Raw genomic sequence first — 13,265 nt, 5'->3', positions numbered from 1 at the left:
CTCGACGTTAAAGATTATTCTTGGGATTCAGCGAAGAGGCTCTGGTCCTCACTACTCGGAGTGAGCCGTGCCTCAGCTCTTGTCACGGTTTCTGCCGCCGGAACTTCGCCACCCCCTTCGAGCAACTGCGCCAGGGCCGCCTCACTGACAAACTGTGCAATCGTCGGGCGCACGCGCAGCAGCGTCTCGACCACGGCTTCACTCTCTTCACCACTAAATTGGATCAGGCGCAGCTGGCGCAACTTCTTGAGCAACTGCTTGCGCTCAGCAAGCTTGTCCGGCAAGGACATTTTCAACAGGTTGCGCAGGCCGAGTTCGAGTGCCTCCAGCGTCAGCGCCACACACCCCTGGTCATCGACCTGGCCTTCGCGTAGGGATTTGTCATATTCCACTCGCAATACGAGTATTGCCGCAACTTCCTGCTGGGAAAGGCGCGCGCGGAACCCGCCGTGATGCGGCTCCTCCTGATCCGGCATGCCCGGCACTTCCGCACCCGGTGGATACACCCGAATGAACTGAAAGCGCCTGTCGTGCTGAAGGCGCAGACCGAGGGGCGAGACCCACTCACGAATAAGCGGCTCGCAGCGCTGAAAGCGGTCGTACAACACCGTTTCAATATTGCTTTCATCGCGGCAAATAACACCGTAATCCAGCAACCGCACCAGCAGCTCGGAGAATTCACTGCGGGTCAATTTGCACTGGGCCAGAGCCTCTTCCAATGCTTGTTCAATCACGGTTCTTCAACTCGGGTTTCAACTCAAGGGTGTATTCATCAAATTGCTGGAAGTAATCATTACTGGCCACTTCGCCGGTAAAGTGCACTTCCATAAAGGGGCCGCTGCCGTCCTGGGATACGGCCGCCGCTTCCAGTGCATGACTCATGGCGAGCAGATCGCGCGCATCCTTGAGCGGGAGCTCGCGGCTATTTACCCGCTGTCCGCGGCCGAGCGCGCTGGAGAGGTAGTTGCGGAGATCGCTGCTATTGAAATTGAACGCCTGATCCAGCAACTGCTGCAGCAGGATGTCCCGCTGACTGTGCTCATCGATGGGCGCCTCATCGGCGACCAGGGTATTCACCGGCTGACGACGGCTGCGCTGCCAGAGTTGTGCTTGCTTGGGATCGTACAACCGCAACTGGAAGGCTGCCAGCTGATCGCCCAGCTGCGACAGCATTTGATCGCGGTTAGGCGCGCTTCCCAAATCCTGGCACAAATCGGTAAACGCGCCTTCGGTACCGCTTTGCAAATAGCTGAGCTGACGAATGATGATCTCTGCGCGTTTGGTAAACCCCTGCAGAGCCTGACGCAGTGCCGGCAGCTTTACCTCGCAGGCGCGGCGCATCCGGTCTTCAATGGTATCCAGCATCAGCCAGAGTACAGACTGCCCATCCGTAAAAAGCTCGGGCAATTGCTGGCGTAACCGGCGCTCCCATTCCGCCTTCTTGTCATTATCCTTACGCCGAATCTGCGCGATCACACGGCCGATTCTATCCCGATGCTTTTCAACACTGTCTGCGGAAAGGCGAATGGCCAGGTCCGGCTGAAACCGGCTCTCCATAAAGGAAAAGAATTCATCGGTGGCCTGCTGCACCAGTATCTGCGCTTCAACTTCCCGCACCATTTCCCGCTTGCGCTCCTCCAGCTCCGCAATCATGTCGGTGAAGTCGGCAACGATGCGCTCGGAGTACTCCCAGGCGTCGATCAGGTCGTAGACTTCGCCACGGCTGGCGAATGCCTCAAGTGCATTGAGCGTATTGCGGGTATTGCGGTGGCGGGTGCGCACCCGGGTGCTGTTGAGCTCAACCAGGGGCTGCGTGAACAACCGGCCACGGCGACTAAAGGGATAGGAAACAGAGAGTGTGGCGCTGTCCACCAGTTTCTCCAGCCAGCCGAACTCCACCAGGCTATTCAGCACCCACACGGACTGTTCGCGCAATCCGCGGAAGCGGCCCTCTGGCTCCGCACTGCCATCACTGTCCAGTTGCGGGGCGCGGGTGAGCGCTTCGGCGAAGATCTCCAGTATCTGCTCGCGGGTCAGCGATTCACCGTAGTCTGCCTTGGTCGTGTACAGGCGCTCATACAACAGGCGCAGGCACTCCACCACCTGCTCCCGGTACTTACCGGTGAGCGGGCGGAAGAAATGCTGGTAGGAGTCTGCAAAAAACAACGGGCAGGCTTCCGTGACGTCCGGCTACTTACTGGTCGTCCGGCTTCTGGTTCAGGACACAGAACTTCGTGTAGTCACCGGCATCGTTGAAGCTCCACTCCCCTTTGGGGGTTTCGTCCATCTTCTTGCACCAGGCTTCAGAGCCGCGCTTGGGTTCGCAGGCGGTCAGGGTGACGACGGCGAGAATGGCGGTGGCGATGGTCAGATACTGTTTCATGGTCGACGACTCTCTGGTTTTCATTCTTTTCAATTGCTGCGGGCGCCATGCAGTGCCGCGCGGGAATATTACTCCCGGCGCCACTTGGTGCCTTCGCGGCTGTCTTCCAATACGACGCCCTGGGCCTTGAGTTCCTCACGGATTTCATCGGCGCGCGCGAAATTTTTGTCTTTCTTGCTCTGCTGGCGCTCCGCAATCAGGGCCTCGATCTCGCCCTCACTGATCACATCGTCGCCACCGCGGGACTGCTTGAACCAAGCCTCCGCATCCAGCTGGAGGATTCCCAGCATCGCGCCGGCCGCGAGTAACTGCCCTTTCAGCGCGGGTTTATCCGCGTCGGCGGCCTTGTTCAGCTCACGCGCCATCTGGTGCAGCTCACTGATGGCGATGGGTGTGTTGAGGTCATCGTGCAGCGCGGCCATAAACGCGGAGTCGTTCAGGTTGGTGGTCGCGGCCTCGACACCCTGAGTTTCACGCAGTGCGCCGTAAAGACCATCCAGTGTCCGCCAGGCCTGATCCAGCAGATCGGCGCTGAAATTCAACTCCGAACGATAATGGGCAGAAAGCAAGGCAAAGCGCAGCACCTCCCCGGGATACTGCTGGAGCAGATCGTTGACCATGCGGAAGTTACCCAATGACTTGGACATCTTCTCGCCATCGATATTGACGTAGCCGTTGTGCATCCAGTAACGCACAAAATCCACCCCGTTGGCGCAGCAGCTCTGGGCGCGCTCGTTTTCATGGTGCGGGAAGGTCAGGTCCCGGCCACCACCGTGAATATCAATAGTATCCCCGAGGTGCTTCTTGATCATCGCCGAACATTCCAAATGCCAGCCCGGGCGACCGCGGCCCCAGGGGCTTTCCCAGCCCGGCTCATCGTCTGCGGAAGGCTTCCACAGCACAAAGTCGCCGGCGTACTTCTTGTACGGAGCAACTTCTACGCGTGCACCGGCAAGCATATCGTCGAGGGAGCGCTTGGAAAGCTTGCCGTAGTCGTCCATGGACTGCACCGCGAACAGAACGTGCCCTTCCGCGGCATAGGCATTGCCCTTTTCCACCAGGCTTTCGATCATGGCGATCATTTCTGGCAGATGCTCGGTGGCGTAAGGAGTGATGTCCGGCTGCAGGTTGTTCAGGGCCTGCATGTCTTCGAAATAGGCTTGCGCAAAGCGCGCACTCAGTACGCCAATCTCTTCGCCATTTTCCCGCGCGGTGTTCATGATCTTGTCGTCAATATCTGTGATATTGCGTGCGTAGACCACATCGCTGTATTCCGCTTTCAGAATCCGGTACAGGGTATCGAACACCACCGCCGGCCGTGCGTTGCCGATGTGCACGCGGTTGTACACCGTCGGGCCACACACGTACATGCGCACGCGATTTTCCTGCAGCGGTGTAAACAGTTCCTTCTTGCCGGAGAACGTATTGTGGAGATGTAAAGCCATTACTTCTTACTTGTTTTGCTCTTTTGCCCAGGAATCCCGCAGGCCAATGGTGCGGTTGAAGACCGGTTTCTCGGCGGTGCCGTATTTGCTGTCGCGGCAAAAATAACCGTTGCGCTCGAACTGGTAGCCCTGCTCCGGTTGCGCCTGGGCAAGACCGATTTCCGCCTTACAGCCGGTGAGAATTTTCAGGTTGTCCGGATTCACGGACTCCAGAAAATTTTTGTCACCCACATCCGGCGATTCCTCGTTAAACAGCCGGTCGTACAAACGCACTTCACAATCGACGTGGTTGTCTGCAGAAACCCAGTGGATCACGCCCTTCGGCTTGACGCCGTCCGCGGGGTCCTTGCCGAGGGTATCCAGATCAACCGAGCACAGGATTTCGACAACATCGCCGGCATCGTTCTTGATCACTTCCTCAGCCTGGATCACGTAGGCGTTGCGCAGCCGGACTTTTTTGCCCAGCACCAGGCGCTTGTATTTCTTGTTGGCTTCCTCGCGGAAGTCTTCCTGCTCGATATACAGGGTTTTGCCAAACGGCAGCGTACGGGCCGGCAGGTCTTCGCGCACGGGGTGACCAGGCGCGCTCAGCATTTCCTGCTGATCTTCCGGGTAATTGGTGAGCGTCACCTTGAGCGGCTCCATCACACACATGGCCCGCGGCGCCTTTTTATCCAGATCGTCACGGATGGCGTATTCCAGCATGCCCACATCCACGGTGGAGTCGGAACGGGTTACGCCGATCATTTCGCAAAATTGGCGAATGGACGCAGGCGTTACGCCGCGGCGGCGCAGGCCCGAGATGGTCGGCATGCGGGGATCGTCCCAACCGTCGACGAAACCTTCGTCCACCAGTTGCTTGAGCTTGCGCTTGGACACCACAGTGTAATTCAGGTGCAGCCGGGCAAATTCATACTGGCGCGGGCGCGCAGGCACCGGCAGGTTTTCGATAAACCAGTCGTACAGTGGTTTGTGGTCTTCAAACTCCAGGGTGCAGATAGAGTGGCTGATGCCCTCGATCGCGTCCGACTGGCCGTGGGCGAAGTCGTAGCTGGGGTAGACACACCATTTATCACCGGTCTGGTGGTGCGCCATCTTCTTGATGCGGTAGATGATCGGGTCGCGCAGGTTGATGTTCGGCGCCGCCATGTCAATCTTTGCCCGCAGGCTGCAGCTTCCCTCGTCGAACTCGCCGGCGGCCATGCGCGCGAACAGATCCAGGTTTTCCTCTACCGAGCGATCGCGGAAGGGGCTGTTCTTGCCGGGCTCTTTCAATGTACCACGGTACTCGCGGGCCTGTTCCGGGGAAAGATCACAGACGTAGGCCTTGCCCTCCTTGATGAGGTGGATGGCCCACTGGTGCAGCTGATCGAAATAGTCCGAGGTGTACTTCACATCGCCAGCCCACTCGAAACCGAGCCACGATACGTCGCGCTTGATTGCGTCTACGTATTCCTCTTCCTCTTTGGCCGGGTTGGTGTCGTCGAAGCGCAGGTTGCACTGACCACCAAACTCCTTCGCCAGGCCAAAATTTAGACAGATCGATTTGGCGTGGCCAATGTGCAGATACCCGTTCGGTTCCGGGGGGAAACGGGTGCTCAGCTGGCTAACCCGGCCGGCGGCCAGATCTTCGCGGATGATGTTCTGTAAAAAGTGAGCGGGCTTGCTCTCGGATGTCATGGCTTTCTCTATGGTTACAGCTACACAAACTAAGCCGCGCAGTATAACGCAGATGGCCGTCACCGCATGGGTTTTCATTGGGCCCTTGTGAGGCCTAATGGCAGTTTGCGTGGATCTGTGAACAGAGTATCATGCCGCCCCAAACCGACCCCGGACAGGACACTTTATGATCACTCTGCACACCACTCACGGCGACATTGCTATCGAACTGGACTTTGACAAGGCGCCAAAGACCGCCGCCAACTTCCTCCAGTACTGCCGCGAGGACTTCTACACCGGCACAATTTTCCACCGTGTGATCAACAACTTCATGATCCAGGGCGGCGGTATGACGCCGAACATGGACCAGAAGCCCACCCGCGACGCGATCGAAAACGAAGCGGACAACGGCCTGAAAAACGATACCGGCACCCTGGCCATGGCACGCACCATGGACCCGCACTCCGCAACTGCTCAGTTTTTCATCAACGTAAACGACAACGACTTCCTGAACTTCCGCGCCAAGGATGCCCAGGGTTGGGGCTACTGCGTGTTTGGCAACGTGGTTGACGGCATGGACGTGGTGAACAAGATCAAGGAAGTGGCCACCGGCAGCAATGGCTTCCACCAGGACGTGCCCACGGAAACCATCGAAATCACCGGCGTTACCATTTCTGACGCTTACGCGGACAAGTAAACCAGCCGACAGCGGCTTTAGCGGCAAACGGGCGGAGTAGACCAGTGGCAACCTTCCTGATTTCAGACCTGCACCTGGACGCGTCCCGCCCGGAAATTACCCGGGCTTTTTACCAGTTTCTTGAAGGGCCCGCCGCTGGAGCGGAAGCGCTCTACATTCTCGGCGACTTCTTTGAGGTCTGGATCGGCGACGACGATGACGCACCGCTCGCGGAGGAAGTGGCCTGCCACCTCAAGCGCTACAGCGAAGCAGGCACTGCTGTATTCTTGATGCACGGCAACCGGGATTTCCTGCTGGGCGAGGAATACGCCCAGCGGTGCGGTGCCACCCTCCTGCCGGATCCCAGCCTGGTCACCCTCGCCGGCCACCGGGTGCTCCTGATGCACGGTGACAGCCTGTGTACCCGGGACCAGGACTACATGGCCTTCCGCGAACAGGCGCGCAATCCGCAATGGCAGCAGGCACTACTGGCCAAGCCTCTGACAGAGCGCCGTCAGATCGCTGCCCAGATCCGGTCTGTCTCCAAGTCCATGAACAGTAGCAAAGCCGAAGACATCATGGATGTGACCCCGGAAGAAGTGGTGAAGGTGATGGGCGACCACCAGGTACGCACCCTGATTCACGGCCACACCCACCGCCCCGCCCGCCACACCCTGACCATTGACGGCCAGGCAGCGGAACGGCTCGTGCTGGGAGACTGGGGCACACTGGGATGGTGCATTCGTGCAGACGACGCTGGAGAGCCTGGCCAAAAGGGACTTGAACTGATCCACTGGCCCACGGCAGACTAGCGCTTCACGTGTATTACGCGCCAGGGATCAGGAGTCTGCCAGTTGTCGTCTTTAAAAATGTTGCGCAAGCGGGTTCTGATTCTTGGAGGTTACGGTACCTTCGGCAGCCGCATTGCCGAAATGCTCAGCGATGAGCCAGACCTCCACATCATTCTCGCCGGACACGACCGCTTCAAAGCCGAACTTCTCGCTAATCGCCTGCAAAAACCGCCGGCCGATCCCGATTCATCCGCCTGTACCTTCGAAGGCCTGCGCCTCGACCACCACTCCGTGAACCTGGCAGCCCAGCTCAAGGCCCTGAACCTCGATCTTCTGATTCATTGCGCAGGCCCCTTTCAGCGACAGGATTACCACGTGCCGGAAGCCTGTATCGCGAACGGCATCCACTACCTGGACATTGCGGACGCCACCGGATTTGTCGGCAACATCGCAAGCCTGGACCAGAGCGCCATCGAGTCCGGGGCCGCCGTCATCAGCGGGGCGAGTAGCTTGCCCGCCCTGAGCTCCGCGGTACTCAAGGTCCTCAGCGCATCATTCTCACACATCGAAGACGTCGACATCAGCATTGCCCCCGCGCACCGCATCAGCCGCGGTTTGGCAACGGTGCGTGCCGGGTTTGAGTCTCTGGGGAAAACTTTGACGCTGACCCGCGACGGTCAGCCGGTAGCAAGCTATGCCGGTGGCGACTTGCGGAAAGTCACACTGGGCCACCCGGTGGGCAAGCGCCTGGTGTGCAACTTCGATGTGCCCGACCTGAAGCTCGCGCCGGAACACATGCCCGGGATAAGAAACCTGCACTTCGGCACCGGCGTGCAACCCCGCCCACTGCAGTGGGGACTGGCCCTGTGCGCACGCCTCGCGCGTATTCGCCGACCGGCGTTCCTCCCCGACCCATTACCCTACCTCGCACGCCTCGGTCATTGGCTGGCAGCGCGCTGGCCCGGGGGCAGCAATCACGGCGGCATGCTCATTGAGGTGGGTGGACAATGGAAAGGCCACCGCGCCCATGCGCGCTGGCAGATTCTTGGACTCAACGGCGATGGCCCGTGGATTCCCGCAGCACCCGCCGCCGCCATGGCACGCAAACTCATTCACAGTAAGCGCGTTGCCGCTGGGGCGCGCCCCTGTTGGCAGCTGCTGTCACTGGACGAGATTCTGCGGGAACTGGCACCCTATTCTGTGGTGACTTCCGTGGAGCTTCCGGATTCCTGAACGCAAAAAAAAGCGAGCAATCCGCCCCGGGTATCCGGAGGCATCCTGCTCGCGCTCTACTGGCGGACTACCAAACCCGCCCAGCCAGTCTCATTCCACCAGCCTCTCTCAAACAGCCCCTCTCAACCACCGCAGGGCCTATCAGCAGCAGTCGTTGCCGCCCGCCTCCGGCAGGTCGCCAAAAATAGCGCGGTAGCGCTCATCCATTGGCTTGAAATCGCGTGTTTCCTCATCGAAGCAGAGCACTTCCCCGCTGCCGATGTTGTACACCCAGCCGTGCAAGGTAACCCGACCACTCGCCAGCCCGGTGGCAACCGCCGGATGCGTGCGCAAATGCTGCAACTGCTGGACGACATTTTCTGCCGTCACCTCATCCAGATTCTCGGTGCTCAGGGAGCCGTTGCGGTCACGTACAACCTCGGTGGCAGAGCGGCAGTGCCCCAGCCACTCCTTCACGTGCGGCAGGCTCTCCAGCTTCTCAGGTTCGATAGCTCCCTTCATGGCGCCACAGTCGGTGTGCCCACATACCACGATATGGGAAACCCCCAGGGCAGCCACGGCAAATTCGATGGAGGCGGTCATGCCACCGGTCTGGCTGCTGTGGGGAGGCACCACATTCCCGGCGTTGCGGCAGATAAACAGTTCACCCGGTTCGGTCTGGGTCACCAGATTCGGGTCGATACGCGAATCCGCGCAGGTGATGAACAGCACTTCAGGGCTCTGCCCCTCGGCCAGTTCAGAGAAGCGGGCTTTCTTGCCGGGAAACACTTCCTTTTGAAACTTCGCCACTCCGGAAATCACATGATCCATAACAACTCCTACTGAACGGGCCTAAGTATTTTAAATGGCGCACATTATTTTTTGATAGTTTAATAAGTTAAAATACCAGCTTCTGATAACCTTTGATTATCACATAAATTTGGAGTACCGGTGCCGACCCAGCCTCAAGCCCCCAGCCTCCGACAGATCGAATACTTTGTCACCATTGCTTCCCACGCCAGCTACCGCCGTGCGGCAGAAGACCTTGGGGTCAGCCAGCCAGCGCTGACCACCCAGATACGATCACTGGAATCCCTGCTTGGCCTGCCGCTCTTCGAGCGCTCGCGCTCGGGTACGCTGCTGACCCCGGAAGGCCGGGAACTGCTGGCCCAGGCGCAAAAAATGCTGCTGCTGATGCGCGAACTCAGGGAGAACGCCGAAACCATTGCCCAGGGGCTCAAAACCACTTACAAGTTGGGGGTACCCCCAACCCTCGGTCCCTATCTGCTACCCAAGGTACTCCCGGCGCTACACGCCAGCCACCACCGACTCAAACTGTATGTTCGCGAGGGGCCTCCGCAAAGCTTATTGCGCGGTCTCGGCGAAGGCACCTATGACATCGCGATTGTGCCCCTACCGATGGAGCGCGCCGACCTGGCGGTCGAGCCCCTGTTTACCGAACCGCTCAAGTTCGTCGTCCCCGCCGATCATCCACTGGCAGGCAGAACCACGATTGAACCTGCGCAGCTGCGCGGGGAAAAAGTGCTCACACTGGAAGGGCACCACCACTTTCATCATCAGGTGCAGGAAATTTGCCGCGATCTGGGGGCCCATCTGCAACGGGACTACGAGGGTACCAGCCTCGATACCCTACGGCAGATGGTGGTGATGGGGCTGGGCGTAACCTTCCTTCCGGGGCTGTATGTACATTCAGAGATGCACGATCACGAGGCACTGCATATCAGCGAGCTGCAGGGTAAACCGGTGCGTCGACTGCACGGCCTGGTGTGGCGTGCCAGTGCCCCGGGGCGCGGGCTGTATCGAGAGCTGGCAGCGCAAATTCGTGCGTTGGTGCGAGCGCGCTTGAGCGATGTGGTGGAGGTCATCGAGGAACACCGCTAACGCGGCTCTTAATTTATCGCCATAGCAGCGCGATCATCAGCACATGGCAGGCGACCACAAAATACGTCACCCGGCTGCGAGTCTTGAAGTAACCGGTCAGGTCCGGGCGATTTGGCTTCCACCGCGCCTCCGCCCGCTCCACGAACACATACCCCAGCGCCAGCGCGGGCAATGCAGATCGTGTGTCGTAGAATAACAGCGCGAGCCAGGCGGCCAGCGCAACGAGATTGCTCGCGATCATGAGGCGAAAGCGGTAAGGATGATCCACCCGATTGAGCGCACCGCCCCACCAGATACCGCACAGAAAACTCAGTATGACCGAGCTATACGCGGTGAACAGCAGGCGTCCATCCACCCCTGCCCACGCATACCCGGTGAGCGCCATGGCGACGCCAATAGCAAATGGCACCGCTCCCAGGTAGGCAAGCCGGTTGAACAATGGCGTATCGCCGTGACCATGAGTTGCTTCGCGCGTCATCTTGTCATCTATGCTGGGTAAACAGGAGATACACTCGAACCACCGCGCGAGCGCGCGGCGAGCGCCGCCCTAAGCTTAGCCCACCAACCACCGGGGACACCCATGGAGCACGAGTATAAAATCGACGTCAAACAGGCACTGCGGGTATTTGACAAGATAACCAGGGAAGGAGAAAAAACCGCACACGGATGGCAATACCGCGGACTCACCGCCAGCACTGACTTTGACGGCTACACAGTATTTTTACGCTCACAGACGGTGGAATTGACCATCTTCTTCCACAACAAATTCACCGTGAATTGCACCAAGCCCACCGATCTCGAAGATTTCGTCGCGCTGATGAACAAAATCGACCGCGCCTGAACAGGCGCGACAGGCGCGCCCCGAACACTCAGGCCAGCCCGGGCACACCGCTGTGAAAGCGGAATTCGCCGTCCCCGCCTTCTACCAGCTTTCGCTCCACTTCCAACAACGCCGTCACCCTCGGCCCGATGTCTTCATCGCTGGCGTTCTGCGCCAACGTCAGATAATCGCGGAAATGGCGCGCTTCCGACTTCAGCAGTGACAGATAAAACTTCTGCAACTCGTCATCGAGGTGTGGCGCGATCCGCGCAAAACGCTCGCAGGAGCGCGCCTCGATAATCGCTCCGCAAATGAGCGTATCGATCAGCCTGCCCGGCTCCGCACTGCGCACTTCTTTGCGCAACCCCGCCGCGTAGCGGGACGCGGAAATGTGCGGATACGCGATGCCGCGCTTCTTCATAATGGCGAGCACCTGCTCGAAGTGTCGCAATTCTTCCCGGGCCAAACGGGACATCTTGTTCAGCAGATCAAAATTGTCCAGGTAACGGAACATCAGGTTAAGCGCGGTGCCCGCCGCCTTCTTCTCGCAGTTGGCATGATCCACCAGCATCACCTCTGGTGCCGCGAGCGCAGCCTCTATCCAGGCGTCGGGGGTGCGGCACAGCAGAAATTCGTGGATAGCTGAAAGGTCGGGTATTTCGGTAGACACTTCGATGGACATGGTTGCCTGGGGGTTATTACAGGTGGAGATGGCGGGCAACCGCAGATGCTCTGCACCGATGCCCAAGGGAGGCGGATTATACCCCCTCCCCCACCCTTGGCTAACCCTTGTGCGGTGAAACTACTCCCGGGTACTACGGAGCCCCGCGCAGGGGGGAGCTCGAGGCTGAGGTAAAGATTTGATAACGGCTTAATAAGTGGATAGTATTTTCCGCACCAACACAGGAGCTTCCAGTGACCGCATCCACCACAGACTCCGAAAGACGTCGCAAGCTGCGCGCAATCGCCGATCAACTGCCCCGTGCAATGGCGGATTTACACCGCGATGCGGCTGCACTGGACAGCGCACTGGAAGCAGTGGAACACGGCACCCGACGGTGGGAAAGCTATCTGCTGCAACCCCTGTTCGCCCAAGAAGCCGCGACACAATTGCACGGCGACTTCAAGTCACCCCACTGCCTGGCCGGCAAACTGTTTGCACAACTGGACTACAACGATGAGGCCGGAGTTGTGGATGCGCGCAATACGCTACAGATTCCCGGGCTACTCGCTGTTCCCCCACACATCATCCCGATCGCCCAGCAGCTCAACAACAGCAAGCATGCGGTGCAGCGGCTCACTGGCGAGTTCAAAGACTTACTGGCAGACCGGGCCACCCTGGAACGCAACGAGCGGCTGCGGGAGATACTCGCTGACTCCGGCTACCCCCGCGCCCACCTGAGGCAGTGCTATCGCCAGATTCTCCTGTGCCCCGACAAACCCGACGCAATTGCCCTCAGCTGGGTCAAGGCGCGCAAATCTATCCGCAAGGTTTCGGTGCAATGGTGCGAAAAAAAGCTGGTTCAGCTGGATCCCCTGGGGGAAGACACGGGCATTCAGTACCAACGCCAGATTCTGGCGGACCTGCATCCGCGCCAGCACCTGCTGTTGCGGCAGGTTCAGGTGCAAAGCCGGCCCAACCTGCAGGCCGCAGAAATTTTTTACGATGATGGGGAAAACGGGGACAGCGAGGGGGAGCGATATCGGCAGATCGGCTACTCGGCAATGCCGGTGCTGGTAAATGGTGGAGATTCGGGTGCGCTGCCGGAATTCACGCGGGTGGAACACAACCCGCCTGCCAGCCGCAGGCGGCAACGGCGTGACCTGAAGATCGCGCCGCAGCCGCTGCTACCAGCACTGCGGGTACACCTTTGCACCACCAATTGACACCTGACACCTGACACCTGACACCTAAGGCACGGGGAGGAACTATTCCCCAAGATAGTCCGACAGGCGGGCGACGGCGCCCTCAACGGACTGCCGGCAGTCATTCAATAGCGCGGGCGACTGCGCTTCAAGCGCAGTGAAGTCCTCGCTCCGCACGCGTGCGGCGAGCGCCTTCTCCCCTTCCAGACGATGCGTAATCACACCGGCCACCTGATCCTGCGCGAATAAGGTTTCCAGCCGCTGCTCCAGTAATTCGAGAGTTTCTTTATCTCTGTCCGGCGCACTCGGCAGCTCGCCCTCGTCGCGAATCTCCTCCGCGATCTGTTCCGCAAGGCGCTCGCGATCACTGGCCAGGCTTTTGCACAGCGCACTGGCTGCGGGGTCCTGTAAAAATTGCGCGGTTTGTTGGTAAATGTCCGCACTTTCCTGCATCGCCAGATGCAGGTCATTCAGTGCCATCTGGCGATCCGTTCGCATCAGGCTCATAGAA

The 13,265-nt window shown here is 59.2% G+C and carries 15 protein-coding genes; 6 read left to right on the top strand and 9 right to left on the bottom strand.

The window, feature by feature from the left end; all coding sequences use genetic code 11:
- Positions 1-14 precede the first annotated feature (14 nt).
- The 5 genes from AU182_RS09030 to AU182_RS09010 all read right to left on the bottom strand — a co-directional run bounded on the left by AU182_RS09030 (position 15) and on the right by AU182_RS09010 (position 5,508).
- Positions 15-734, bottom strand: coding sequence for a DUF4194 domain-containing protein (locus AU182_RS09030; protein WP_066963933.1), 720 nt, complete (start codon positions 732-734; stop codon positions 15-17).
- Entirely contained in the window at positions 727-2,166 is a 1,440-nt protein-coding gene (locus AU182_RS09025; RefSeq protein ID WP_066963930.1) for a Wadjet anti-phage system protein JetA family protein, read from the bottom strand. Before AU182_RS09025 ends, AU182_RS09030 begins: the two co-directional genes overlap by 8 nt.
- 28 nt (positions 2,167-2,194) lie before the next feature.
- Positions 2,195-2,383, bottom strand: coding sequence for a DUF3012 domain-containing protein (locus AU182_RS09020; protein ID WP_066963927.1), 189 nt, complete (start codon positions 2,381-2,383; stop codon positions 2,195-2,197).
- A gap of 68 nt (positions 2,384-2,451) precedes the next feature.
- The gene (cysS, locus tag AU182_RS09015; protein WP_066963925.1) at positions 2,452-3,828 is read right to left on the bottom strand and encodes a cysteine--tRNA ligase; all 1,377 of its coding nucleotides are present in this window, start codon (positions 3,826-3,828) and stop codon (positions 2,452-2,454) included.
- Between the two features lie 6 nt (positions 3,829-3,834).
- Entirely contained in the window at positions 3,835-5,508 is a 1,674-nt protein-coding gene (locus AU182_RS09010; RefSeq protein WP_066963922.1) for a glutamine--tRNA ligase/YqeY domain fusion protein, read from the bottom strand.
- Positions 5,509-5,674: 166 nt separating this feature from the next.
- Here AU182_RS09010 and AU182_RS09005 point away from each other — a divergent pair, with 166 nt between their 5' ends.
- The 3 genes from AU182_RS09005 to AU182_RS08995 are packed head-to-tail and all read left to right on the top strand — an operon-like array spanning position 5,675 to position 8,187.
- Complete coding sequence (locus AU182_RS09005) at positions 5,675-6,184, top strand: peptidylprolyl isomerase (protein WP_066963919.1); 510 nt, start codon at positions 5,675-5,677, stop codon at positions 6,182-6,184.
- 44 nt (positions 6,185-6,228) lie between these two features.
- Positions 6,229-6,975 carry a UDP-2,3-diacylglucosamine diphosphatase gene (locus AU182_RS09000; protein WP_066963917.1) on the top strand — a complete coding sequence of 249 codons (747 nt, stop codon included), beginning with the start codon at positions 6,229-6,231 and terminating at the stop codon, positions 6,973-6,975.
- 42 nt (positions 6,976-7,017) lie between these two features.
- Positions 7,018-8,187, top strand: a complete 1,170-nt coding sequence (locus tag AU182_RS08995; RefSeq protein WP_153039196.1) for a saccharopine dehydrogenase NADP-binding domain-containing protein — start codon at positions 7,018-7,020, stop codon at positions 8,185-8,187.
- A 141-nt stretch (positions 8,188-8,328) separates the two neighbouring features.
- On the opposite strand, the gene AU182_RS08990 is transcribed toward AU182_RS08995, so the two are convergent.
- Positions 8,329-8,997, bottom strand: a complete 669-nt coding sequence (locus tag AU182_RS08990) for a carbonic anhydrase (protein ID WP_066963911.1) — start codon at positions 8,995-8,997, stop codon at positions 8,329-8,331.
- Positions 8,998-9,117: 120 nt separating this feature from the next.
- Between AU182_RS08990 and AU182_RS08985 the strand changes: the two genes are divergently transcribed.
- Entirely contained in the window at positions 9,118-10,068 is a 951-nt protein-coding gene (locus tag AU182_RS08985; protein ID WP_066963908.1) for a hydrogen peroxide-inducible genes activator, read from the top strand.
- A 13-nt stretch (positions 10,069-10,081) separates the two neighbouring features.
- Here AU182_RS08985 and AU182_RS08980 read toward each other — a convergent pair whose 3' ends face one another.
- Positions 10,082-10,546, bottom strand: a complete 465-nt coding sequence (locus tag AU182_RS08980; protein WP_066963905.1) for a DUF3429 domain-containing protein — start codon at positions 10,544-10,546, stop codon at positions 10,082-10,084.
- Between the two features lie 102 nt (positions 10,547-10,648).
- On the opposite strand from AU182_RS08980, the gene AU182_RS08975 reads away from it, so the two are divergent.
- Positions 10,649-10,909 carry a DUF3081 family protein gene (locus AU182_RS08975; protein ID WP_066963903.1) on the top strand — a complete coding sequence of 87 codons (261 nt, stop codon included), beginning with the start codon at positions 10,649-10,651 and terminating at the stop codon, positions 10,907-10,909.
- A gap of 28 nt (positions 10,910-10,937) precedes the next feature.
- On the opposite strand, the gene AU182_RS08970 is transcribed toward AU182_RS08975, so the two are convergent.
- Positions 10,938-11,570: a tRNA-(ms[2]io[6]A)-hydroxylase gene (locus AU182_RS08970; RefSeq protein WP_066967806.1), complete on the bottom strand. Its 633-nt coding sequence runs from the start codon at positions 11,568-11,570 to the stop codon at positions 10,938-10,940.
- Between the two features lie 233 nt (positions 11,571-11,803).
- Between AU182_RS08970 and AU182_RS08965 the strand changes: the two genes are divergently transcribed.
- Complete coding sequence (locus AU182_RS08965; protein WP_153039195.1) at positions 11,804-12,775, top strand: hypothetical protein; 972 nt, start codon at positions 11,804-11,806, stop codon at positions 12,773-12,775.
- Between the two features lie 42 nt (positions 12,776-12,817).
- Here the strand turns inward: AU182_RS08965 and AU182_RS08960 are convergent, their stop codons facing one another.
- Positions 12,818-13,261, bottom strand: a complete 444-nt coding sequence (locus AU182_RS08960; RefSeq protein WP_066963900.1) for a DUF2383 domain-containing protein — start codon at positions 13,259-13,261, stop codon at positions 12,818-12,820.
- Between the last annotated feature and the right edge of the window lie 4 nt (positions 13,262-13,265).

Source organism: Microbulbifer sp. Q7 (assembly GCF_001639145.1).
Taxonomy (GTDB): Bacteria; Pseudomonadota; Gammaproteobacteria; order Pseudomonadales; family Cellvibrionaceae; genus Microbulbifer.
Note: the sequence above shows the minus strand (reverse complement) of the source record. Positions and strands in the feature narration are given on the sequence as shown.